Raw genomic sequence first — 24,563 nt, 5'->3', positions numbered from 1 at the left:
GCAAGGAACAAGCGAAGAGTTTTAGGAGGGGTTAGATGAAAAGGAATATGGCACTGATGCTTTCTGCTGCATTACTAGGTGTAAGCTTGACAGCATGTTCTTCTTCCAATGATTCATCAAACAACAATGTGAAAGCGTCTTCAAGCCCTGAGGCAAGTTCGAATGCAAGCAGCTCCGAGAGTCCCGCATTGTCCGGGGATGACCTCGCCTTCTCCAAATTCCCGAAGCCCGTTGACGTTCACATCGGCATGGTGGTGGACCCGACGGACAAAACGCTGCCGGAAGGCGACAGCGTAAGCAACAATCAATACACGCGTTACTTAAAGGAAAAGTACAACATTAACGTCATTGTGGATTGGACGGCTGCTACGGGCAACGACTTCAAGCAGAAGGTCAGCCTGACAATCGCATCGGGCAAGCTGCCTGACGGCATGGTGGTCGACGACCGCTCCTTCATGACGAAAGCCGCAAGCTCGGGTCTGCTGTACGATATTGGCGATCTCTTCGATCAATATGCTTCCAAGCAAGTGAAGGATATTATGGCAAGTACCGAAGGACGCGCCCTGGAAAATGCCAGCTACAAAGGAAAAATGGTCTCGCTCCCGAACATTACGGTAGACACCGACGGCGTTCACGTCATGTGGATCCGCAAGGACTGGCTCGACAAGCTGAGTCTGCCGGTACCAAAGACGGTGGCGGATCTCGAAAAAACGGCTAAAGCGTTTATCGATAATAAGCTGGGCGGCGACAAAACCATTGGTATTGCCGGCCCATCCAAGAATTCATTTCCTTATTCCACGTTCCTCGTCTCTTCCAACAATATGGCCGGATTTGACCCGATCTTCGGCGCGATGGATGCTTATCCGGGCTACTGGCTCGACAATGGCGACGGGACGGTATCGTACGGAACAACATCGGAGAATACGAAGAAAACATTGGCATTGCTGGCCGATTGGTACAAAAAAGGACTTATCGACCCTGAGGTGGGTACGCGCGATAACACGGGCGATCCGATCAACGCGAACCAGACGGGTATTTTCTTCGGACCATGGTGGGCAGGCGGTTACGGCAACGGGGACTCCTTCAAGAACGACCCGACGGCCAACTGGCAGGCGTATCCGGTCTACTCCGATGACGGCAAATGGAATACGCATATGAAAACAACGGGCAGCACGTACACCGTGATTAGCAAAAACGCGAAGCCGGACGTTGTTAAAGCCATTCTGATCATGAACAACGCCCTTGTGCGTGATGAAGCAACCTTCGACCTGTCCGTTGCGGTGGGCTGGTATCCGCTCCGTAACGTAATGGCTGCGGCGAACGAAACGGAATACGAGTATACCGAGTTGATGAAAGTTTTGAAAGGCGAGTCGGAACCTGAAACTTATAACGTACCGAACAGCTTGTACAAACTGATGTATGCCGATGCGAAAAAAGTAAGAGACGTCGTTAAACCACCGTTTGACGAGCTGGGCGTAACTAACTTCAGCACGGCTAACTTCGGCGATTTCCAACGGCTTTATTCTCTCTTGATCGGCGACCGTCCGTTTGCGACAACTCCTATCGACAAGAAGGTCTACAGCGTGACTTACAACCAGACGCCAACGATGGAAACCAAATGGGCGAACCTGAAGAAGATGGAGGATGAGACGGTTCTGAAGATCATCCTTGGGCAAGCGTCGCTCGACTCCTTCGATAAGTTCGTGAAGGACTGGAAGGCGCAAGGCGGAGACGAGATCACGGCGGAAGTTGCAGAACTCTTGAAGAAATAAGGATACGTAAAGCTTGCGAAAGGCACAGGCGTTTCGGTGCTTTTCGCAAGCTTTCTCAAAATATAAGAGAGTATAAGTTTCCATTATACTACGCTTATATTTCATCCGCGAAACGTATGCTGCTCCTCCTAAGGACGGCGCAGCCGTTTACGCTTGTCTCACTAGAGTGACAGGAGGTTAGCCGTTATGAGGAAATTAGGCCATCAGAAGCATTATTATTTGATGCTGCTGCCGGGTATGGTCTGGCTTGTCATGTTCAGTATTGTGCCTATGTTCGGGATTCTGATGGCATTTCAGAATTATAATCCGGGATCGGGCTTGTTCAAATCGGAGTGGGTTGGGCTTGAGAACTTCAAGTATATGTTTCAGCTGAATGACAGCAAGACCGTGATCAGGAACACCTTAATTATTGCCGTGGGCAAAATCGCGCTTAATCTGATCGTCCCGCTTGTCTTTGCTATATTGCTGAACGAGCTTCGCAACTTGCGTTACAAGAAGCTGGTTCAGACGGTTGTTTATTTGCCGCACTTTCTGTCGTGGGTTATTATGTCCACCATTGTTATCGGAATCTTCGGCTATTATGGCGTTGTAAATACAATTTTCGGTTATTTCGGAGCGGATCCGCAGCTGTTTATGGCGGATGCGGGGATCTTCCGGCAGCTGATCGTAGGTACGGATGTCTGGAAGGAATTTGGTTATAACGCGATTATCTATCTGGCGGCACTGACAGGCGTCAATCCTAATCTGTACGAAGCGGCCGCTATTGACGGGGCTAACCGCTGGCAGTTAATCCGGCATGTCACGCTCCCGGCACTGATAACTACGGTAGTCCTGTTAGGGGTATTAAGCCTTGGCAACGTGCTTAACGCCGGCTTTGATCAGGTCTATAACCTGTATAACCCGCTAGTGTACTCGACTGGTGATATTCTCGATACCTGGGTCTACAGGCTGGGCTTGCAAAATCTTCAATTCTCGCTGGCGACCGCGGCAGGTTTGTTCAAGTCGGTCATTAGCTTCGTGTTGATTTATATCTCTTATCGTCTGGCCTATCGTTATGCCGATTACACGATATTCTAAGAGGAGGGCGCTGCTGTGGTCAGGAATACAACATTAGGTTCACGGGCGTTTGATATTGCGAATATCATCCTCCTCGGGCTGCTCGTTATAAGCTGCGTTTATCCGCTGTGGTACACCTTCTGTGTATCCATCTCCGAGAAATCCGCCGCTAACGCGGGTCTGGTAACGATATACCCGATCGGTTTCTCTCTGACGCCGTATAAGGAAATTATCAACGACAGCATGTTCTTTAACGCTTTCTGGATTTCGATCCAGCGTACCGTGCTTGGCACAAGCTTCGCCTTGCTGATGACGGTATTAATGGCTTATCCGTTGGCACGGCCGAAGAAGGATTTCAAAACGCGCAATATATTCATGTGGATCCTGGTCTTCTGCATGTTGTTTAGCGGCGGCCTGATTCCATGGTATCTTACCATTCAGAATTATCACCTGATCGATTCGATCTGGGCGTTGGTGCTAGGCGGCGGGGTACCGGTATTCGACGTCATCCTGATTATGAACTTCTTCCGCAATCTGCCGAAGGAGCTGAATGAGGCGGCGGTTGTCGACGGAGCGGGTCCGTGGTCGGTTCTGTTCCGGGTCTATGTCCCATGCTCGATCCCCGTGCTGGCCGCGGTAGCGTTGTTCATCAGCGTCTACCACTGGAACGAGTTCTTCAACGGGCTTGTGCTGAGCAATACCCAGTCCAGTTATCCGCTTCAGACCTATATTCAGCAGCTTGTCGTCAATATTCCGGTGGGTACCAACCTGACGCCGGAGCAGTACAAGAAGCTCTCGGAGCTATCCAACCGGACGCTCAACTCGGCAAAGGTATTTATCGCCATGGTGCCGATGCTGGTCGTTTATCCGTTCCTGCAAAAATACTTCGTATCCGGCATCATGCTAGGCGCCGTGAAGGAGTAACAAGACGAGAACCACATCCTGCCGGGATGTGGTTCTTTAATTTTTTTGCCAGCGGTGACTGGAAAAAGCGGCCCGGTACGCCTCTAGCTGAATACTGAGCACGACCAGGTAGATGGGAATGGAGTAGAGGATATAGTATCCGTGTTTATAGTGGTATACGCCAGACTTGACTCCAAGCCATTCGAACAGGAGGGCGATGGCGGCCCATACAAGCATATATCCGATGGTTGCAATCCCGGAGATCCGGAAACGCTCAAACCCATAGATATACAAGTATCCGTAAGGGGCGTACATCAGATAAGAGATAAAGTCAAACACCTCATAACTTGAATTGTCCCCAATGTCGTATAAATCGAATGGCGGTATAGCGATCGTATGGTCAAAAATGAGCCCTGACGTGACGCTTATAAGCATGGTAAAGGCGGTCTGCAAGGGGGATAGTGTTCGCGGCAGCAGCCGATAGATGGTGAAGCCTACTGTCATCAGAACGATGACATACAACTCATTACTATTGAAATGCTGGTCATAAATGACTGCTTCCATTATCGAATCCATCCTTCTCTTGAAGCCATCCACTGAAAGAGCTTTCCGAATAGCAAGGTATATAGCATGAGCAGGAGAATCATCAGGGACTCATTGAGGTAGTCCCATTCTTTATAAATAAGAACCTGATTCCGATGCAGTTCCATACCAAGCAGCAGTTGTATGCCAAACGCGTAGACGGCTATACCGGTCCTTACGCTAGTTTTTGACGATAAGAGAAAAACGTTAGCGAAAGCAATCAGGATAAACGTTATGGTGAAGTCATTATGCAGAATCAAAGCGATAAAATGCGGGATATTCTGATTGATTTGGAATAGTTGAAGGTTGAGACCGCTAATCGTTAACTTGTTCGTAAGCACGACTTCTATGGCCATGAATAAAAGGGCGTTGACAGCAAGCGGCAGTTTAAGGCGCAGATTCATCAGCACTTGAATGCAAAACCAAGCGTAAAAAATAAAAAGAACAATGACCAAAGGGAACCTTCCTTTCGTAACCAAACCAGTCCTTCAGGTAGAATTCCCTTTGTTTATTATGGATATCCATTGCTTTTATGACAAGAAAAGCACTCCTGCAAGGCCGCTTAAGGTTCCCAGCGCGACAACCGATACGACGACGAATAGCAGAACCTTATGAGGGAACGACTTCCGGATCATAAGGATCGAAGGAAGGCTGATCGAAGGAAGCGTCAGCAGCAGCGCCGCAGCGGGTCCGGTGCCTAATCCGAAGGAGAGCATGGTCTGGATGATCGGAATTTCGGCCGCGGTGGGAATAACGAACAGCATGCCGGCAATGGCGAACAATAGGATAAGCAGAACGTTGTTGGACGCGGTCTCGCCAATGGTCGGGAACAGCCATGCCCTGCAGGCGCCGAGCACAAGCACCGCAATGAAATAAGCAGGCACGACGTGAAGCAGCATGCTGCCGATTGCTTTCATCCATCTAACGAGAAGCGGGGCGGAATGCTCTTCCTGCTCCACTTTCTCCGGTGCGGCCGCAACCTGTTCGGGAAGAGTCTGACTTGATGCAAACCGGTTAGCGAAATAACTGACGCCAAACGTGAGCAGCAGTCCGAACACCAGACGAATCGCCGTGAATTTCCACGACAGGACGAAGGTCATAAAGACAAGCGTTGCCGGGTTAATGGTCGGATTGCCAAGCCAGAAGGCCAAGGCTGCTCCGACGGAGGCGTTCTTTTTCCGCAGGCCAATCGCTATGGGAGCCGCGCAGCATGTGCACATCATGCCCGGAATGGAAGCCGCGCCGCCAACCAGCGTGCTGCCGAAGGACGCTTTGCCAAGCGCTTTAAGCAGCCATCTGGACGGAATAAGCACTTGAAGCAGCGAGCCTAACAGAATGCCGAGAATGGCCGCCTTCCAGACCGAATTGTAGTAAGCCTTCGCATAGTCCCAAGCCGATTGCCAGGACGGATCGGGAGCAGCCTGGTTCTTGCCGGAGACAATCGACGAGCCAATGGTATGCTCGGCAGCCGCATGAATCGCTTTGAGATAATAGGGCCACCATTTGACGTAAGTAAGCCCGGCGATGGCGATGATGAGGAATATCGCTGCCGAAAGAATGACTTTTTTGCTGACAGGCTCCGTTCGAGGCCACGATCGGTTGATTTGTCCCATTATAGAATCCTCCGGATTTGTAATCGTTTAAAATAGCCGGTTATCATTATAGCATATTTAAATGAAGAAGGACCCTTGGGCCGTAAAGCCCGAGGGTCCTTCTATATCATTTACTTGAGCGCCATATAATACAAGTTCGTAACGCTGTCTTTAGTAATCGTATGGGCTCCGGCCGCAAGAGCAACCTGCACGATGCCGTTTGTCATGGCGTAGCTTGTTCCGTCAATCTTGATTCTCGTTCCGTCTGCCGTGTTGAATACCAAGGTTAAGGTCGCGGCGGCCGGAGACGTGAACGATATGCTGGTTGCGCTCTCGATTTTCAGGCATTGCGTCAGGGTTAGACCGTTATAGGCTACCGTCCCCTTAGAGGTCGACAGATTGCCTTGGATGGTGAAGAAATCGCTTGCTGTCCCGTCCGTCGTGAAGTTATGGATATGCTCTCCGGCCGCGGGAGTTTCGGTAGGAACCGGCGTGCTTGTTGGCGATGGAGTTGGAGTTGGAGCGGGTGTCGTTGTTGGAGCAGGCGTTGGTGTTGGCGTTGGCGTTGGCGTTGGGGTGGATCCCCCGGAATCGGAATTCCCTCCAATGGATACAAGCCGGGAAGAATAGCTTCTTATTTGAGACATGAGCGCTTCATTAATGGTATAGGAGGCATCGTCCACCGAGTCGTTAAAAGTCCAGGAGAAGTCTCCGCCATTGAGCCTTCCGGCTTCTGCCGTAACAATCTTCTCAACGTCGCTTGCGCTGTCAACGTCGGCGGCGTCAACGCCCGTATCGACGCTGGTATCGAAATTATTGTAGGCAGTTCCGCCAACCAATGCTTTGTAAGAGCCGGGAACGGCTTCGTTTCTCGACGAAGCTAAGTACGCATCGAACGAAGTGGCGTTAGCCGGCGCGGTTCCGGCATTGGAGTTGGCATAGATAAGGCTGGCCGCGTCCACAACAACGTTGTCATAGGCTTTAATCATGCCGCCGCTCTCGCCCGAGAACGTACCTTCGCCTAATGCATCGGTTCCTTGCAGGGAGCTCATCATCGGATCCTTGGTATGTCTGAAGGAATTGGATTCCACGAAAGCGGAAGCTCCGGTGGTGACGCCAACCCCGTATTTGGACACTCCGTCATAGAAGTTGTTATAGATATGAGCGGAGGCCACCCGGATTCGCGGATGACGGGAGTCGGAATGGTCGAACCAGTTATGGTGGAAGGTGACGAAAAACTCGGAGGATTCGCTTAGGCCAACAAGAGCCGCTTTTCCGGAATCCCAGTAATGATTGTAGGAGACGGTAATGTAGGTAGAGCCTTTCTTGAGGTCGGTGGAGCCGTCGCCCTTGGCTTGATCCGCATCGCCGCCGGCCGTTCCGTAGAAAATATCGTTGTTATGAACCCATACGTTGACGTTGCCCGTATCCATGGAGATGCCGTCATCCGGAAATAACATGACGCCGAGGTTTCTGACTTCCACGTTGCCGGCGTAACGGAGCAGCAATCCCCAGCCATAGGCATACGCATCAGTGCCGATACCTTCAATGGTCATGTTCATTTCGGCGTAATTGCTCTTCCCTTTTACCTCGAGATAGCCGCTGCTGTTCAGCTGCCCGCTCAAGTCCTCCTCCGTAACCTTGCCGATCAATCGGATGGCGAGCGGGGTCTTGTCGTAGCCTTTTTGCCGGAGTGTCATAATTTGGCCAAGGCCAACAGCGGTTTGCAGCGTTCCTGAACTATCGATTTTCACGTCAAGCGTGACGGTTTGAGCCGTATCAGGCGTCACGTAAATCACTTGGGCACCGGGCTTCAGAATCCCGTTGTCGGCATAAGCCCCCGAACCCGAACCGTATGGGGAGTCGGACGAAAAAGCAAAGCCCGACCGGTCATAAGCCGTTACGTTTAACGGTCCGGTAACAACCGACTCGCGGGAGCCTCCGGAGAGAAGCGCCTCCACCTTCAAGACATAACTGCCGGCAGCGAGACCAACCGCATCCGCCCGCCAGTTGGAAGGATATTTGCGGATCAATTCGTTGTCGAGCTGCTGGTACTGGGAGTCTGCCGCGCTTGTCGGCTTCACATAAACGTTATAGCCTAGCGCATTGCTTACGGGCGACCACTCGGCGTAGGCGGTCTCGTTCGAGCCTCCGCTGCCCGTGACGGCAAGCCCCGCTGCATGCAGCGTTGGATTAGGCAATCCCACTCCCAATAGGGATAAGGTAAGAACAATCGCCAGGGCGAAGCCTGTTAGGCTTGTTATTCTTTTCTTCATAGTAGTCCCTCCACCTTCGTTCTAATTGGAACCGCTTGCAAATCGTAGCAAAGCCTCGCTAGACACCTCCTTCGCTATTCGGATGCTTAAGAGCCGTGAAACATCCACAGCATAACAAGCCCAGGAGCGGTTCCGAAACAATCATTTGCACATATCGCCCGGCGTTCGCGGCGTTTTCTGAGCTAATGATTATAAGCCGGGATGAAGACACCACAAAAAAAGCAGCCAGGCTTCAAGGCCTGACTGCTTGAGTCTTACTTCCGTTCTGTAGCGAAGTATAGCAGAGCAAGGATAGGAAATGCGATTCCCAGCCATAATGCCGCGCTCCATCCGCCCGCCGCGTAAGCCCATCCTCCGGCGGCCGATCCGATCGCTCCGCCAAAGAAGAAGATCGCCATAAACAATCCGTTAAGCCTGCTGCGGATATCCGCTCCCAGCGAGAAGATCGAGCGTTGGCTGAGGACGAGATTGGCCGATACTCCGGCGTCGAGCAGAATGGCGGCAATAACGAGAACCGCAACGCCGAGTGGAGAGCCGGTTTGTATGAGAAGAGGCAGAAGCACCGAGACGATAACGGTTATAAGAGCGATTGCGGTAGCCGGTCTGGTCCAGCCGCGGTCTGCCAGACGGCCGGCGAGCGGCGCAGCAACGGCGCCCGCAACCCCAACCAGCGCATAGAGGGCAATCGCTGTCTGCGAGAAATGAAATTTTGGGCCGGCCAACAGCTGAGGCACCGTAGTCCAGAACAAGCTGAACGCCGCAAACAGCGTTGCGTGATAAAAAGCCCGGCGGCGTAAAATCGGTGTAGTCCGCAGCAATCTCCACATGGAACCAAGCAGCGCCGTATAGCTCGTGGCTGCCGTTGGTTTTCTGACCGGCAGTACTTTAGCCAGTACAATGGCTAGAATAACAATCACTGCGGCGGAAATCGCAAAGATGGCATGCCAGCCGAGCAAATCCGCAACAAGGCTGGATAAAGGCCGTGCGAGCATAATGCCAAGAAGAAGCCCGCTCATCACATTCCCGACGACGCGTCCGCGTGAAGCATCGGATGCAAGATAAGAAGCGAACGGTACGAGTACTTGGGCGGCAACCGAACCTAAGCCAATGACGAGAGTAGCGGCCAGGAAAAGAAACGGCTGCTTCGCCATCGCCGCGGTGGCCAGCGCGACAGCGGTTAGGAGCAAGGCGGTGAAAACCAGCTTGCGATTTTCCACGATGTCACCCATCGGTACGATAAACAGGAGTCCCACAACGTAGCCGATCTGAGTCAGGGTTACAATCAGGCCGGCGCTGCCGGCGGACAGGCCAATGGAGGAGCTGATTAACCCGACCAAGGGCTGCGCATAGTACAGATTAGCAGCAATAATGCCGCATGCCGTTGCCAGTAGTATCGTTAACCAGGCCGGAATATTTTTTTCGCGCGGTTGCTGATTTGAAGCTTCCATAAAGACCACTCCCTATTTGGTTTCACTTTTGTGCGAATCAATTACTATACGTAACGTTCACTAATTAATAGCTAAATAATATACTGAACGTATAGTTTTGTAAATAGGCAATTTTCGTTTTCTTTGATCTTTGTTTTTAGTATACTAAACGTATCGTTTTTATTTATTCGGTGCGTGCACATTCAGATGAAAGGGATGGTTCAAGTGGAAGCAAAAAGAGGGCGGCCGCGTAATATGGAAACGCACAAGGCGATCCTTACCGCTTCTTATGATCTATTATTGGAAAGCGGCTTCGAAACGGTCACCGTAGAGAAAATCGCTGAACGAGCGAAGGTAAGCAAAGCTACGATTTATAAATGGTGGCCGAACAAGGCGGCCGTAGTCATGGACGGGTTCCTGTTTGCTGCCGCAGCAAGGCTTCCCGTACCCGACACGGGCGTCGCGTTTAATGATATAGTTATCCATGCTTCAAATTTGGTGCGTTTCCTAACAAGTCCTGAGGGAAGAATTATTAAGGATTTAATCGGCGGCGGACAATTTGATGCAGGAATGTCAGAGGCCATTCTCACCCGGTATATTGAGCCCCGCCGTCAAGAGGCAGGAAGCCTGCTCGCGAGGGGAGTGGAGCGCGGCGAATTAAATAATAAGCAGGATATCTCCTTAGGCATTGACATGATTTACGGGCCGATCTTTTATCGCTTGCTGATGACGGGCGGCACGTTGGACGATTCTTATGTAAAGCAGCTCGTGACAAATGTTTTTGAAGGAATCGGTTCGAACTGAAGTGTTTGTCTGAAGACGTGTTATAATGAAGTATCCGATCAATTAAGAAGCGAGAGAGGAAACGGCATATGAATGCATTTGAAGACTGGAACCAGAAATTAAAAAGAGATTTTAACGCAACGAGCAATCTCGTTGTATTTACTGTCGCGGAAGCAGGCAAGTTACTAGGTCTCTCCAAAGATCAAATGAAAGTTTTCGTGGATAAAAACCAGTTAACCAAAGTTCCCATCATGAGAAATGTTCATAGATACCTGTTATTAAAGAGTGAAATCGATCAGATCGTAGCGAATCGGGCTGCTTTATAACAACTGAAGGACCCTCAGGCTCATTTAGTTTAGCCCGAGGGTCCTTCTGTTATTACGGCTTATTTAATCCGGGTTTCTCCGTCATACGATGCGATAACGCCATACAGATCCGGACGGCGGTCGCGGAAGATGCCCCACTCGATGCGCTGCGATTCCAGCTGGTCGAGATCGAATTCGGCAACGAGCACGCCATGCTCGTCGCGGCCGGCTTCGGCAATCAGATTGCCTTGAGGACCGGCAATGAACGACGAGCCGTAGAAGGTAATCGACGAGTCTTCGTCGACCTCTTCGCCGATACGGTTGGACGCGATAACCGGCATCAGATTGCAGGCCGCGTGGCCTCTCATGCACATTTGCCAATGATCCTTCGAGTCGATGCTGCCATCTTGCGGCTCCGAACCGATAGCGGTCGGGTAGAAGAGCAGTTCCGCGCCCATCAGCGCCATGCTGCGCGCCGCTTCCGGATACCATTGATCCCAGCATACGCCAACGCCAATCTTGGCGTATTTCGTTTTCCATACTTTAAAGCCCGTATCGCCCGGATTAAAGTAGAATTTCTCCTCATAACCGGGACCGTCGGGAATATGGCTCTTGCGGTATTTGCCGAGCACTTCACCGTCGGCGTCAATAACGGCAAGGGAGTTGTAGCGTGCCCAGTTCTTCTTCTCGTAGAAGCTGATTGGAAGCACGACGCCAAGCTCCTTGGCGATGCCGCGGAAGTGGTTGACCGCTTTGTTTTCCTCCAGTTCGGTTGCGTAGACGTAGTAGTCCGCTTTTTCCTTCTGGCAGAAGTATGGCGTCTCGAACAGCTCCTGAAGCAGAATAATTTGCGCGCCTTGCGCTGCCGCTTCTCGCACGAGTGCCTCGGCTTTACGGATGTTCTCTTCTATATTCGATGTGCAGCTCATCTGCGTGGCTGCTACTTTGACCGTTCTCATGGATTTGCATGCCTCCTTAAAAGTTTTGCGAAGCAAAACCTGCTTCGTAAGCTTTAGTAATAGCGTATATTAAGCCCGGCGAGCAGGCATCTGTTGCGTTGTGCAGTGTACGTTGCCGCCTTCGCGGATAACCGCCATGCCGTCGATCGGACGAATGCGGCGATCTGGGAACGCAGCCTGCAGGGTTTCAATTGCTTTGCGGTCGGCTTCCTCAGCCGCGCCGCCGAATACCGGCAAAATAATGCCGCCGTTCACGAAATAGAAGTTCAGGTAGCTCAGCGTCAAACGAGTGTCCTCGTATGCCGCGTAAGGAGGCTGACCAATCTCGATAATCTCGAGCTTGCGCCCTTTTGCATCCACCGTTTCGCTTAGAATACGGCGATTTTCCTCCGTGATCGCGTAGTTCTCGTCGGAAGGATCGTCGCAAACCTGGAGAATCACCTTGCCCGGCGCCGCGAAGCAAGCGATGTTGTCGACGTGGCCGTCGGTCTCGTCGCCGCTCAGGCCGCGCTTCAGCCATACGATCGTGTCCACGTTTACGAATTCTTTGACGTAGCCTTCGATTTGCTCGCGGCTGAGCTCCGGATTGCGGTTCGTGTTAAGCAGGCATTCCTCGGTGGTCAGAAGCGTGCCTTCGCCGTCCGTATGGATAGATCCGCCTTCCATGACGAGCGGGGCATCGAATTGCTTCACGTCAACATGCTTCAAAATTTGCGGCGCGACGGCATCGTCCAAGTCCCATGGCGAATATTTGCCGCCCCAAGCGTTGAACTTCCAGTTCACGCCGGCCAGCTCGCCGTCCGGATTCACGACAAACGTTGGGCCGTTGTCGCGCAGCCAAGCATCGTTATGCTCGATGGGCAGGCATTCCACGGCATCGTTGCCTGCGAACAGGGCGCTGACCTTCTCCAGGTCCGCCGGGTTCACTACAACCGTAATCGGTTCGAATTCCGCGATCGCGGTAACAAGCTCGGCATAACCCGCGCTTACCTGCTCGTAATGCTCCGGATAGACCATCGAGGCTTGTACCGGCCAGGAGATAAAGGTGCGTTCATGCGCCGTCCATTCGGCCGGCATTGTATAGTTCAATTGTTTAGGATTCATATTAGGTAATATTCCTCTCTTATCGCGATCACAATGTGTCCTTTAGCGGGCTTAAGCCGCCTAAACCTCTCTTATCATATAACAAAAAGGTTGACAGCTCAATTACGGTGTTTATCCAGTTTTTTAGCTGAATTTTCCGTAATGCTGCCGGATAAAGACCTGCGGCGCGGCTTACACGATGTCCAAGCATGCCGTTATCGGTTGATGATATCGCAAGCACCGCTCTGTTCCTCGCATAAGCATCATTAAGAAGACCCCCAAGCATGTGGCTTAAGGGTCTACTTGTTGTTCCCAGGCTATTCCTGGCGGGCTGCATGCCAGGCCAATTGGTCTTGCTCATCAATCAGGTCGCCAACGGATGGCAGGATGAGTCCGGCGTAAGGAGCGAGCTCTTCCCGCTCGCTTGTGCCGGATAGAACGCCAATGGCAAGTCCGGCCTCCGAGTTTTGGGCGAACCTCATATCGGTTAACGTATCGCCGGCAACGGCGACTTCGCTCGGGTGCAATCCGGTTAAGGCGCAAAATTCGTTCATCATGACGGGACTTGGCTTTTTCTCGTAACGGTCCGAGGTGCCAATGAAATCAAAGTAGTGCGCAATCCCATATTTGTTCAGGAAGAAGAGGGTCGATTCATGGTCATCGGCCGTAGCGATTCCCAGCTTCAACCCTTTATCCTTCAGCCGCGGCAGCAGGGTTGCCAAATCCGCCGTAGGCAGAAGCTGGTCGCGATGAGCTTGGGTAAGCCGGTAAATTTCGTCCGTCATCCATTCATGAAGCCCTGCGGTTTGTTCCGGCCCGAAACCATACGCCGCAAGAACCTTCAAGTAAGCCCCGGAAATATCCGCGGTTGTACCCCCAGCCAGATACCCCTTCGAATCTACCTTCCCGTTCTCGCCGAGACCAATCGACTCGAGCAGTCTTGCCTTTAAACCGGATGTTGGCTCATTCACATTCATATTAGATAACAAGTGATCCGTTAATTCCTCCGCGATTGGAACCCAGAACGAATGGAATTGAATCAAGGTTCCATCCTTATCAAACAAAACTCCCTTAACCGGAAAATCGGACATCATATCCCTCACTTTTTCTTGTTGTTATTATTGGCCACGCAAATCATTCCTCAACAGAGGAACGGTCTGATCGACGGGAAGAACGATATTTATCGGGGGAGGGGAGAAGCAAATCCGAAGCATCAGGTGCTATCGGGGCTTACGGGGTGGAGTAGCGTGCATCAGGATAAAGGCGTAACAGGGCTCTCTTGAGCTAGCTGTTTACGCTGGAAAGCCCAACCATGCGCGGTTGGGCCTTTAGTTAGGCGTAAGCTTATTTCGCGTTCTCGTCCGGCTGATGGATGCCGATTACATTGCCTTCGGTATCGATGTAATAGCCTTGCCAAGCCATGCCCGGCAGCGCGTATTTCGGCAGGGCTACCTGGCCGCCAAGACGAAGGATTTTGGCTTCCGTCGCATCGTAATCTTCCACGCCCATCGTGCATGCAAAGCCGCTTACCGGTTGTCCCGGCTGCGGGGGAGGACCCATGCGCTTCATCAGCGCCCCGTTGATCCCCATCGCATTGGCATCGCCCGTCGTAGCTCCGAAATAAGGCACGCCTGCGTATTCGCTCCAATCCTCGAATGTCCAGCCGAATACCTCACCGTAAAACTTCTTTGCACGCTCCATGTCGTCGACATGAACTTCGAAATGAACGACTCTTCCCATGATAACCCTCCCAAATTTGGACTTCCTAACTTTTTCTTCCCATAGCGTTGCCGTTCCTGCTTGAGATAAACCGTTTACGGAAATTATAATGTATCGAAACCATTCCTTAGGCAGCGGAGGGACAAGATGAAAGAGAATAACGCGGAGAAAACGATTACGCTTGGCATGGGCTGCTACTGGAGCCCGGAAGCCTTGTTTGGCGCGGTTCCCGGCGTGATCCGGACACGCGTCGGTTTTGCCGGAGGGACAACGGATGAACCGTCCTACCGGAGCATGGGCGATCATACCGAAACGGTTGAGCTGCAGTTCGACCCTGCCCTTGTTTCCTATGACGAGCTGCTGGAGCTTTTCTGGAACAACCATAATCCCTATAACATAAACGGTTATAAGGATAGTCAATATCAGTCCCTGCTGCTCTATCGGGATAACGAACAGGCGGAGGCTTTCCGGCGGATAAAGAGCCGTATGGAGGACGGGAAGAGCATTTTGGACACGGAGCTGTCGCCTTTCCGGACTTTTTATCCCGCTGAATCCCGGCATCAAAAATATTATTTGAAGAGGTTCCCGGATGCCGTGGAGAAGCTCATGTCTCTTTATCCGTCAGAGGAGGAGCTGGAGAGATCCACTTTGGCCGCAAGGCTGAACGGAGTGGCGAAGGGGTTCCTCAATCTGGAGCGTCTGCAAAACGAGATGAAGGGGTGGCCGTTAGGCGAAAACGAGCGGAAAGAGATGCTCTCCTTGATTCGACAAATTCGCTGGTAAGTAGTTCTTCCTTCACAAATGTTATGACATGTTATATTATTTATAAGTAGTCTAAAGGATTTAATTAAATATGATATATTGACATAATATTAGTATGACTTTATATTAATAGGTGACTGAAGCCGATCGTATACCCGCATGCGAATCGGCTTTTCTTTTGCCAATTCATATTTTTTCAGGAGGGATGTTTGTGACCGGTAAGACAAGAAGAAGGTCAAAGCTTATCGTATTGCCAATTGCTCTAGCTCTCTCTGTTAGTCCCTTGATTCCAAACGGAACGCCCCGTGCCCATGCTTTTGAGGCGGCGGACGCGAAGACCGCGATCGAAGCCTACAATAACGCGTTCTGGGATGCGAGTGCGAAGTACTTCTGGAAAACCTCCAAGCATGACGGGTATCAGGATTTTTGGGTGGAGGCCGAGCTGTGGGAGCTGGTGATGGATGCTTACCAGGAGGCAACGGATCCGGAGCTGAAGGCGAAGCTGCGCACTCAGATTGACGATGTGTTCGACGGGGCGGTAGCGAAGTATGGCCAGGACTGGACGAATAATACGTTTAACGACGACATTATGTGGTGGGCGATGGCGAGCACAAGAGCCTACCAGATTACGAATGATGCGAAGTACCTCGAACGGGCGGAATATTACTTTAATTACGTCTATGATACGCAATGGGATGATGAATTTGCGGGCGGCGGCATTTGGTGGAAGAGCGATGACCGCACGACGAAAAACGCCTGCATAAACTTCCCGGCTGCCGAAGCCGCGGTATTCCTGTATAACGCGACCGGGAATGCCGACTACCTGGATGCCGCTTCAAAGATCTACCGTTGGGGCAAAACGATGCTCACGGACGGCAACGGCAAAGTATTCGACCGGATTGAAACGCAAAACGGCCCGATCCAAGGCGCGACTCACTATAATCAGGGCACGTTTATCGGGGCGGCCGTGGGTCTCTATCAGATTACGGGAGACGAGGTTTATTTGGACGATGCGCTCAAGGGGGCAACCTTTACCAAGGAGCAGCTGGTGGATTCGAACGGACTGCTGCGTTACGAAGGTCCCAACGGAGACTTGAAGGGCGGCAAGACCATTCTCGTCCGTAACCTCGGCTACCTGCAGAAGGCAGTGAATGCCAGCAGCGAGAGCAAGTACAAGACCTTCGCGGAAGGCTATAACGAGTGGCTGGCGTTTAATACGGATATGGCGTGGAACAATCGCAATGCGGCCAATCTGGTCGACAGCAACTGGGCGGGCCAGCAGTTATCCGGTACCTTCGAGTCGTGGAGCTCGGCAGCGGCCGTGCAAGCGCTGACCTCTTTGGAGCCGCAGGATGCGGAGCACCTGGAGTATGCCGTTAAAAATCCGTATAACAAGGTCGAGGCGGAAAGCTTCAATATCGTAAACGGGCCGGGCATGGAGGGCAGCATCGAAGGCTCGCTGCAATTAGGCGGTATTCAGGACGGCTATTATGCGGCTTACAAAAACGTGGATTTTGGCTCGGGACAAGGTGCAAGCGGTTTCATTGCGCGGGCATCAAGCGGCACGGGCGGCGGTCAGATCGAGGTTAGGCTGGATGCTTTGGACGGTCCGAAGGCAGGAACCTTGAACGTCGAGGGCACCGGAGGCTGGAATAACTTTATGGACGCCGTTACGCTGCTGAAGGATGACCAGGGGAATACGAGCCATGTGACCGGCAAACACGATGTGTATCTGTTGTTTAAGAAAACCAATGACTCGTATCTGTTTAACCTGAACTGGTTCAAGTTTACGAAGACCGATCCAACGAAGACGGATGCTTACGCGAAATTGCAGGCCGAGAATTTTGCGAGCAGCGACGGACTCAGCGTTAATTCCTCCGGACAATTTGCGGACGGCATTCATAATAATGCTTACGCGTCTTATAAGGACATTGATTTTGGCTCGGGAGCCGCCGGCGTTACGGTACATGTCGCGAGCGGCAATAAAGGCGGATCCATTGAAGTGAAGCTGGACAGCCTTGACGGTCCGACGGCCGGCATGATCGAGGTTCCTGCCATGGGCAGCTGGAATAATTGGGTGGACGTAACCTCCATCATCGATGATTCGCTGGCTGTTGGCGTTCACGATGTGTACCTTATTTTCCATGGGGCGGATGGCAGCGACTATCCTTGCAACCTAGATTGGTTCACCTTCTCGCAGATCAAAGGCACGGCTAGAGATGCCTACGGCAAGCTGGAGGCTGAAAATTTCACGAACAGCGTCAACGTGGGTACGGAAAACGGCGGCAACCAGACTTATCTGGCTGGCGTATACGGCCCGAATAATCCATACGCGATGTACAATTATGTTGATTTTGGCGATGCCGGCCCAACGCAGTTCCACGTTCAGGCGGCAAGCGCAACAAGCGGCGGAACCATTGAGGCCAGAATTGACGGCATTAACGGGCCTGTCATTGCTACAGCTGAGGTAAGCGGCACGGGCGGATGGCAGACGTTCCAGGTGTTTGACGGAACGATTAAGGCTGCGGCTCCGGTTACGGGCAAGCATCTGGTCTACCTTTTGTTCAAGGGGAATGACTGGCTGTACAACTTCGACAAGTTTACCTTTGGCGCCTCCTCCGTCTTTACCGCGCCAACCCTGCCGCCAGATCCGGTTGATGACGGGGTTCCGCCGGGAGAGGTCGAGAATGTCCAATTCACGCGCGACAATAGCAAGCTGGCCGTGCAATGGGACGGACCTTATGCGCTGGACGGAGATGTCGTGCGGCTTACGTTGCTTCAGAGTGGCCAGCAAGTTGGTGAAGCTGCGGAAGTGAAACGTGGCGTTCAGTCGGCTGTGCTAAGCGGAATCGAAGCGGACCAAAGCTATACGCTGGTGATCAGTGCCGCCGATAAGTCCGGTAACGTGTCGGCGGGTATTACGGTGGAGATCCCGGCGGTGCCAGTCTATTCTCTGACAGCTAACGGATCGAAGCTTGAGGAAGGAGCCGTGCTTGAGGATGATGCTTTCTTGAGCTTTCAGGCCGGGGACGGCAAGACGGCGATCCGTTCGGCCAGTCTTGCTTTTGACGGCAAAACGTATGACGGAACCAAGCTTAGCATTGAGCTCGCCGGTCATTTGGGAGCGAAGGCGGTTGTTATAGCCGTCGAGGATGCTGCAGGGAACAAGCTGCAGAAGACGGTTCGCATTCAGGTGAAGACGAGTACCGGAAGCATGAGCAAGCTGGTTGACCGGTACAAGGCCTCGGGTGAGGTCGGCAAGTCTCTGGCATCCCAGCTTTCGGCGAGTCTGAAGCAGGCGCAGCATCACCTGGACAAAGGACATCGCGATCAGGCGATCAAGCAGATGCAGGACTTCATGAAGCAGCTGGATAAGGCGAAAAGCGGCGACCTGAAAGCGCCAGCCAAAGCCGTATTAAATGTCGATGCGGAAGCTCTGATTGCGGGTTGGGAGAAATAATAGACTGAGTAAAGGAAGAAAGAGGAGTAACATACCCCTCCTTCTTTCTTTTTTTGTCCAAACAAATAAATGCCAAATAGAGGGAACTTTTGGATCTATTCGGAAGTCTAATAGAGAGTAATTGCAAAGAATACGAACAGAGACGAGGGAATCCGATTTTGCTGAAACGTAAAACTAGCGCATGCCAACTCCTTATGGGGTTAGCGACGGCTTCATTATTATTTACAGGCTGTTCATTTGAAAAGGAAGCCGCTTATTCTTCTTCAGCAGCAGATGAGAAAGCTGGAGCTCCGCTGGCATCGCTGCCTGAGCACCATATTTTTCTGTATGCTGGAACAAATGACACGGTAAGGCTGCAAATAGAGGATAATGAGCATGAGATGAGTTGGATTCCTACAACGCCAAGACAGAGCTAAAGGTATATGATTTTGACGAGGATGGAAAAGAAGAGCTTGCTGTTATTCTTAATGTCGGGTCGGGAACGGGCATTAGCCTTTATGAGCTTCATGTTGTTGAATATCAATCTACGGGAGTACACGCAGGTCAAGAACTGCTGGACTACATCTTTGCGCAGGAAGACTACAAGAGAAAACTTGCAAAGGCAATTCAATTCAAAAAATCCATAAAAAACAATGAATTAATTGGACAGATTGCCCTTGATGGTCAAACGTATGAAGTAAATCTAGGTGCTTATCAAAAGGATTATGGAGAAGAGAAAATTGGTAACCAGCTTGGTTATGGCGGAATTGTACGTTTTGAAGCCGTAGAACAAGGACTAAAAATAGTCGTAGCTGTAGGTCTGGTAATAGAGGGTGTTGCAGAACCCCAGTATATTGGCGAGGTAGAAGCGAAAGTGACCTATTCTCCCGAAGGTATTTTTGCCTTGGGGGATTTTCAATTTAGAGCTGTCTGAAAATAAAGAAGGAGGGGGCAGTTTGCCTCCTCCTTCGACTTTTATTCCTATTTTTTCTTACAGCTTCCAGATGCGGTACAGAATAACGGCTGCTTCCGCGCGTGTCAGCTGGTCTTGCGGAGCAAGCTTGCTGCCGCTGCCTTGAACAACGCCGGCTTTTACAAGCGCTGCTACGCTGTCTTGCGCATAGCCCGCAACGCTTGCTGCGTCGGAGAATGCGTTCAGGGAACCGCCAGCCGGCAGCTGCTTGCCGATTACGGCAAGTGCGCGCGTAGTCAGCACCATCATGTCTTGACGGGAGATACTGCTGTCCGGTTTGAAGGTGTTGTCTTCAAAGCCGGTCGCGATGCCAAGCTGCTTCGCAACAGCCAGTTCATTATAGTAATAAGCGTTTGCCGGTACATCGCTGAACATGGCGGCATTCGTGGTTCCGGTACCATGGAGCTCAAGCGCTCTTACTAGAAGAGCGATAAAGTCAGCCCGCTTAATCGAAGCCGCAGGGGAGAAGGTGTTCTCTCCGGTGCCTTTGATCACGCCGCGGGAGGCCATAGCGTCAATCGCTTCTTTGGCCCAAGGTACTTTTGCCAGATCTCCAAACGTTGTGAAGACGGATACGGCTGCATAAGTGCTGAAATGCGTCGTTTGGAAAACGACGGCTCCAAGCGCTGCGTCATAGCGGCTGTTAGGAACCGGAGTTGCCTTGCCGTTGCCATCGATATACCAGATCACGATATGCTCCGGATGCTTGAGCTCTTCCGCGGTTGGCGCATAAGGAACAGCAACCGTTACAGGCGCAGTTGGGTTGTTCCATGCAATCACATTGCCGCCTGCAACAAGGCTCAGATCGATAACCGGACGGCTGCCGATCAGCTCGCGAGTAGCGGCATCAACGTTATCCAGAGATGCTTTCGCTACCCGAATGGATACTTGATCCGTCGTCACGTTCGTATTCGCCAGCATATTGCTTGGGACTTGAATAAAAGCGTTGGCGATTTTCGCCGTCAGCTGGTAGCCGTCTTGACTCTTTAAGCTTTGCGTCGGCAGTTGGACGGCATACGTAGCGGCATTAGCCTGCAGCGGCACGTCAATGATGACTTGCTTCTTGCCGCCTGCTGCCGGAGTGGCTTGCTCGAGCGCTTTTTTCAGATCGTCGCCGGTAACCGTGCCAACGGCATTGCCGTTAGTGGTTTTGACCTCAGGCTTCAGCGTTGTGGAGCCATCCGGATTCTTCACCACATTGCCAGTTTGCGGTACGGTGGTACCGACATTGCCGGTTCCGCCTGTGCTTTTGCCAGTGAGCGTAAGCTCGCCGTATACCGAAGTATCCTGGTAGCCGTTGCCGGTCGTATCGTTCCAAGCAGCAACGCTGGTGCGCGCTCCGTCCGTTGCGTCATTGATTTGTACGTCAAAGCCAAGCTTTTTCTGATTGGCAGGCGTTACGGCCGTGAGCGGGATTTTCAGCTCAACGGTATAGCTGTTAGCCGTTTTCTTGGTTTGAGACTCGAAGCCCGCTGCAATGCCAGCGGGACTAAAGGAAGTCTCGTTGTCGAAATTAACCCGGTATTGCCCGTCATCGCTTTGGTAGAAGGTTGTTTTTCCATTGTTTTGGTCCAGGAAGACCTCAACGGAATCCTGTTCCCATGCATTGGCGTTAGCCTTGTTGAGCTGAGTGTCGCTGACCTGTACAAGTACATACAGGTACTGATCGTCCCACAGCGCTTTAGCCGTACCGCTTGCTCCCTGCCAAGCCATTTGGTAACGGTTAACCGGAATAGTCTGTGCGCTGTTCCATACGGAGTCTACGGTGCCGTCAATAACCGGCGTACCGTATTGAGCTTCAGCCTGGTTGGCATCTTTGGACTCTGGCGCATGTTCTTCCATGTATTTATCCGGATCGATAACGCCGTAGTAGGCCGGTTTAGCCTGCAGGTTCTTATCGAACAGGAGCGGGTTGTTCTCGGCTCTCCAGCTTGTGTTATCGTCCATGCCCCAGAATGTTACGCGTGCGATATGATCCGCATGCTCCTGATAGAGCTTGAACAACTGGGCGTACAGATAAGCTTGCCCGACAGCCAGATTTTCAGGAAGGGTGTAGTTATTGCCGGCCGTAACGTCAAGCTCGCTTACGCTGACTTCAACGCCAAGAGAAATAAATTTCTCCAGCGACAGCTTTACGTTTTCCGGATTTGTGTTGATATTGTAATGGCCCTGCATCCCAACGCCGTCGATCAGAAGCTTGCCGTTGTGGGCAGCTGCGTAGCGGTCGTTAATATCTTTCACCATGTTGTAGATGGCTGTCGCTTTATTCTGGTTGTCTTCGTTGTAATCGTTGTAATACAGCTTGATGTTCCAGCTAGGATTTTCGTCAAGCACTTCTCTTGCGGCGAGGAACGCCTGCTCCACGTAGTCCGGCCCGATGGCCTGATACCAAGGAGTCTGACGCAGCGAAGCCTTATAGTTCGTCGGATTGGACGGATTGTCGTTCATCGCTTCGTTGACAACATCCCACGAGATAACCTTGTTGCCGAAATGCTCCATAACGGTCTGAATATGCGTTCTCAGGTTAACCAACGCCTCATCGCGTCCGAGGGGTACCGTGTTGTTCGAGGAATCGGTTGTCGTATTTAACCATGCTGGCGACTGCTGGTGCCAGACGAGGACGTGACCGTGCATTTTCATGCCTTCCGCTAGTACTTTGTTGACCATGGCGTCTGCTGCCGTGAAGGTAAAGTTGCCCTTCGTTGGCTGCAGGGCATCCGGCTTCATCGCGTTGCCCGCGGTTACGACGTCATGATGCATTTTCAGCAGCTCAAGACGCGTTCCTTCCAGATCTTCGGCGGAGATCGCGTTGCCGATCAGGAAGTCGTTCTTGTATACGTCTTTGAGTGGGGCTAGGTCCTTCTGGATGCCGACAGGACCGGAGCCCGTGCTCTCAAAGCTGATATCGTCGATATAGTAGGACGCTGTTGCATTGGAGCTTTGCACATAGATGGTCAGATATTCGCCGCCTACGCTGTTATAGCGGTAAGTGCCTTGCAGCTGAACCCAGCCGTCGGCTGCGGTAATCGTTTTGCTTGCCAGACTTGGGTAGTTGGCGCTTCCGCCGTCTCCCACCTGGGAGGCAAGCTCGAGCTTGGTGCTGGTTTCGGGAGACAGCAGCTTCACCCAAGCGGTTACTTTATATTCATAGCCTTTATTGACGTATTGCTCAACGCGCAAGGATGGGCCATGCCAGCTTGTTGTTCTGCCTTCTACCTTGAGAGAGTAAGAACCGTCTGCCGTATGGTTAGCTTCGTTCGTAACCGTCAGAGTCTCGGTACCTGCACGGCCCGTAAAGCCCCCGGTTGTTTGATCCTCAAACGTAAGGGTATTGAAAGGCAAGGCTGGCGGTCTAGGAGGCTCTTCTTGTCCGCCGCCCGAGCTTACGGTCTCGGTGATCAAGATATCTCCGATGTAGAACGGAACGTTTTTGCCTGCTGCGTTCGATTGAACGCGCAGCTTGGTATCTTTGCTGGTATCCACCGTAAAGGAGTTCGATAAGGTGAAAGCAGCTCCGGCCGCGTAATCGGCGCTGGCAACAACGCCGTAGCTGCTGATGGTCTGCAGATACGCCTGCGCGCCGGCAGGGATGGTTGTATCCGCATCCACATAGCCTTTTACGGTGACGGTATAGGTCTTGCCATTCTCGAGGCCGAGATCGGCATAGCTGAAGTCAGCCGCGTCATAATCATTCGCGCGGTTGGTGACGGTCAATGCGTTACCATCCTCGTTGCCTTCAAATGCTTTGCCGGTTACGGGCGTCAGGCTGGCGCCGCCGGATTGCGCGGCGATTCCTTTGCCGTTAGCAAAGTCTTCATGATAAATCGTTGTTGTCGTTGTGGTTTGCGGGGTCGTGATGAGAATGTCTCCAATGTAGAAAGGAACGGTTTTGCCACTTGCGTTCGATTGAACGCGCAGCTTGGTATCTTTGCTGGTATCCACCGTAAAGGAGTTGGTTAAGGTGAAGGCTGCTCCGGCCACGTAATCGGCGCTTGCTACAACGCCGTAGCTGCTGATGGTCTGCAGATAAGCCTGCGCAGCGGCAGGAATGGTTGCGTCCGCATCCACATAGCCTTGTACGGTGACGGTATAGGTTTTACCGTTCTCGAGGCCGAGATCGGCATAGCTGAAGTCAGCCGCGTCGTAATCATTCGTACGGTTTGTTACGGATAAAGCGCTTCCATCATCATTGCCGGCAAAGACCTTGCCTGTGACCGGAGTCAAGCTGGCGCTGCCGGATTGTGCGGCAATGCCTGCTCCGCCGGCAAAATCTTCATGATAAACGGTCGTTTCCGTTGCCGCAGCTTCCGCAACCGGTGCCAGTCTGCCAATCGGAATCAGCAGGGCTGCCGCGAGCAGGATCGAGACGAACTTTTTCAAGGATCTACTCATCATGTATTGCATTCCCCTTCGAAAAGAATTTTTATTAAGCGCTTACAAAACAACGTTGTAGTGGCCCCTCCTTTCCTAGAGAGATTATAGCTTTTATTAAACTTGGAGTTACTATAAGAACTAAATGACTTACTGTACTTATTTAACATTTCGTGTAAAAAAGGGGGCCGCGGGGCAGAGCAGTTGAAGTTGGGGAGGTAGTCGGACACATAAGCAATGAGTGAAGGCGTGTGAGGTACTTCGTGCTCGAGCAAGGTCCTTAACGATGCGCGGCATCGTTAAGGACTAAAAACGGGAGATAACGAACGGCTTAACGATGCGCGGTATCGTAAAGCCATGAGGAAAAGGCGTTTTTGGAGGTAATTCGTGCTCGAGCAGAAGCCTTAACGATGCGCGGCATCGTTAAGGACGCCACAGCGGCCGGAGGAGTTGCCCTTAACGATGCGCCTGCAACTAGAATAAAAAGTGGACACCCTCTAAGAACAGGTAGATAATAAACACAAAAAAACCGAGGTGTCGTCCACATGAAAGAGAGCAGGC

At 51.9% G+C, this 24,563-nt stretch carries 19 protein-coding genes; 9 read left to right on the top strand and 10 right to left on the bottom strand.

The features are described from left to right. The first annotated feature begins 35 nt into the window (after positions 1-35). The 3 genes from EV294_RS29475 to EV294_RS29465 all read left to right on the top strand — a co-directional run bounded on the left by EV294_RS29475 (position 36) and on the right by EV294_RS29465 (position 3,752). A complete protein-coding gene (locus EV294_RS29475; protein ID WP_132313460.1) occupies positions 36-1,772 on the top strand; it encodes an extracellular solute-binding protein in 1,737 nt (578 codons plus the stop codon). 186 nt (positions 1,773-1,958) lie between these two features. Continuing rightward, on the top strand, positions 1,959-2,849 hold the full coding sequence (locus EV294_RS29470; protein WP_132313458.1) for an ABC transporter permease: 891 nt from the start codon (positions 1,959-1,961) through the stop codon (positions 2,847-2,849). A gap of 15 nt (positions 2,850-2,864) precedes the next feature. Continuing rightward, the gene (locus EV294_RS29465) at positions 2,865-3,752 is read left to right on the top strand and encodes a carbohydrate ABC transporter permease (RefSeq protein ID WP_127498350.1); all 888 of its coding nucleotides are present in this window, start codon (positions 2,865-2,867) and stop codon (positions 3,750-3,752) included. Between the two features lie 36 nt (positions 3,753-3,788). Here EV294_RS29465 and EV294_RS29460 read toward each other — a convergent pair whose 3' ends face one another. The 5 genes from EV294_RS29460 to EV294_RS29440 form a co-directional block, all read right to left on the bottom strand. Next, complete coding sequence (locus EV294_RS29460; protein WP_132313456.1) at positions 3,789-4,295, bottom strand: hypothetical protein; 507 nt, start codon at positions 4,293-4,295, stop codon at positions 3,789-3,791. After that, complete coding sequence (locus EV294_RS29455) at positions 4,295-4,768, bottom strand: hypothetical protein (RefSeq protein ID WP_207918211.1); 474 nt, start codon at positions 4,766-4,768, stop codon at positions 4,295-4,297. The genes EV294_RS29460 and EV294_RS29455 overlap by 1 nt, the downstream gene beginning before the upstream one ends. Before the next feature lie 75 nt (positions 4,769-4,843). Continuing rightward, a complete protein-coding gene (locus EV294_RS29450; RefSeq protein WP_132313454.1) occupies positions 4,844-5,926 on the bottom strand; it encodes a permease in 1,083 nt (360 codons plus the stop codon). Between the two features lie 110 nt (positions 5,927-6,036). Next, positions 6,037-8,181, bottom strand: coding sequence for a pectate lyase family protein (locus EV294_RS29445; RefSeq protein ID WP_132313452.1), 2,145 nt, complete (start codon positions 8,179-8,181; stop codon positions 6,037-6,039). A gap of 254 nt (positions 8,182-8,435) precedes the next feature. After that, complete coding sequence (locus tag EV294_RS29440; RefSeq protein ID WP_132313450.1) at positions 8,436-9,629, bottom strand: MFS transporter; 1,194 nt, start codon at positions 9,627-9,629, stop codon at positions 8,436-8,438. A gap of 204 nt (positions 9,630-9,833) precedes the next feature. On the opposite strand from EV294_RS29440, the gene EV294_RS29435 reads away from it, so the two are divergent. After that, on the top strand, positions 9,834-10,412 hold the full coding sequence (locus EV294_RS29435; protein ID WP_132313448.1) for a TetR/AcrR family transcriptional regulator: 579 nt from the start codon (positions 9,834-9,836) through the stop codon (positions 10,410-10,412). A 68-nt stretch (positions 10,413-10,480) separates the two neighbouring features. Beyond that, entirely contained in the window at positions 10,481-10,717 is a 237-nt protein-coding gene (locus tag EV294_RS29430) for a DNA-binding protein (protein WP_132313447.1), read from the top strand. A 59-nt stretch (positions 10,718-10,776) separates the two neighbouring features. Here EV294_RS29430 and aguB read toward each other — a convergent pair whose 3' ends face one another. From aguB to EV294_RS29410, 4 genes are all read right to left on the bottom strand, one after another. Further along, positions 10,777-11,655: an N-carbamoylputrescine amidase gene (aguB, locus tag EV294_RS29425; RefSeq protein ID WP_132313445.1), complete on the bottom strand. Its 879-nt coding sequence runs from the start codon at positions 11,653-11,655 to the stop codon at positions 10,777-10,779. Between the two features lie 69 nt (positions 11,656-11,724). Next, positions 11,725-12,759, bottom strand: coding sequence for an agmatine deiminase family protein (locus tag EV294_RS29420; RefSeq protein WP_132313443.1), 1,035 nt, complete (start codon positions 12,757-12,759; stop codon positions 11,725-11,727). A gap of 296 nt (positions 12,760-13,055) precedes the next feature. Beyond that, complete coding sequence (locus EV294_RS29415; protein ID WP_132313442.1) at positions 13,056-13,829, bottom strand: HAD family hydrolase; 774 nt, start codon at positions 13,827-13,829, stop codon at positions 13,056-13,058. A 253-nt stretch (positions 13,830-14,082) separates the two neighbouring features. Beyond that, positions 14,083-14,478 (bottom strand): VOC family protein, encoded by a 396-nt coding sequence (locus tag EV294_RS29410; RefSeq protein WP_132313440.1) that lies wholly within the window; start codon positions 14,476-14,478, stop codon positions 14,083-14,085. A 126-nt stretch (positions 14,479-14,604) separates the two neighbouring features. Here EV294_RS29410 and EV294_RS29405 point away from each other — a divergent pair, with 126 nt between their 5' ends. From EV294_RS29405 to EV294_RS29390, 4 genes are all read left to right on the top strand, one after another. Further along, positions 14,605-15,240 carry a peptide-methionine (S)-S-oxide reductase MsrA gene (locus EV294_RS29405; protein WP_132313439.1) on the top strand — a complete coding sequence of 212 codons (636 nt, stop codon included), beginning with the start codon at positions 14,605-14,607 and terminating at the stop codon, positions 15,238-15,240. A gap of 190 nt (positions 15,241-15,430) precedes the next feature. Next, complete coding sequence (locus EV294_RS29400; RefSeq protein ID WP_243711835.1) at positions 15,431-18,679, top strand: carbohydrate-binding protein; 3,249 nt, start codon at positions 15,431-15,433, stop codon at positions 18,677-18,679. A gap of 158 nt (positions 18,680-18,837) precedes the next feature. Next, entirely contained in the window at positions 18,838-19,095 is a 258-nt protein-coding gene (locus tag EV294_RS29395) for a hypothetical protein (RefSeq protein ID WP_132313435.1), read from the top strand. Then, positions 19,065-19,592, top strand: coding sequence for a hypothetical protein (locus EV294_RS29390; RefSeq protein WP_132313433.1), 528 nt, complete (start codon positions 19,065-19,067; stop codon positions 19,590-19,592). The genes EV294_RS29395 and EV294_RS29390 overlap by 31 nt, the downstream gene beginning before the upstream one ends. 57 nt (positions 19,593-19,649) lie before the next feature. On the opposite strand, the gene EV294_RS29385 is transcribed toward EV294_RS29390, so the two are convergent. Continuing rightward, positions 19,650-24,023: an endo-1,4-beta-xylanase gene (locus EV294_RS29385; protein ID WP_132313478.1), complete on the bottom strand. Its 4,374-nt coding sequence runs from the start codon at positions 24,021-24,023 to the stop codon at positions 19,650-19,652. Between the last annotated feature and the right edge of the window lie 540 nt (positions 24,024-24,563).

The organism is Paenibacillus sp. BK033 (assembly GCF_004345425.1).
Classification (GTDB): Bacteria; Bacillota; Bacilli; order Paenibacillales; family Paenibacillaceae; genus Pristimantibacillus.
Note: the sequence above shows the minus strand (reverse complement) of the source record. Positions and strands in the feature narration are given on the sequence as shown.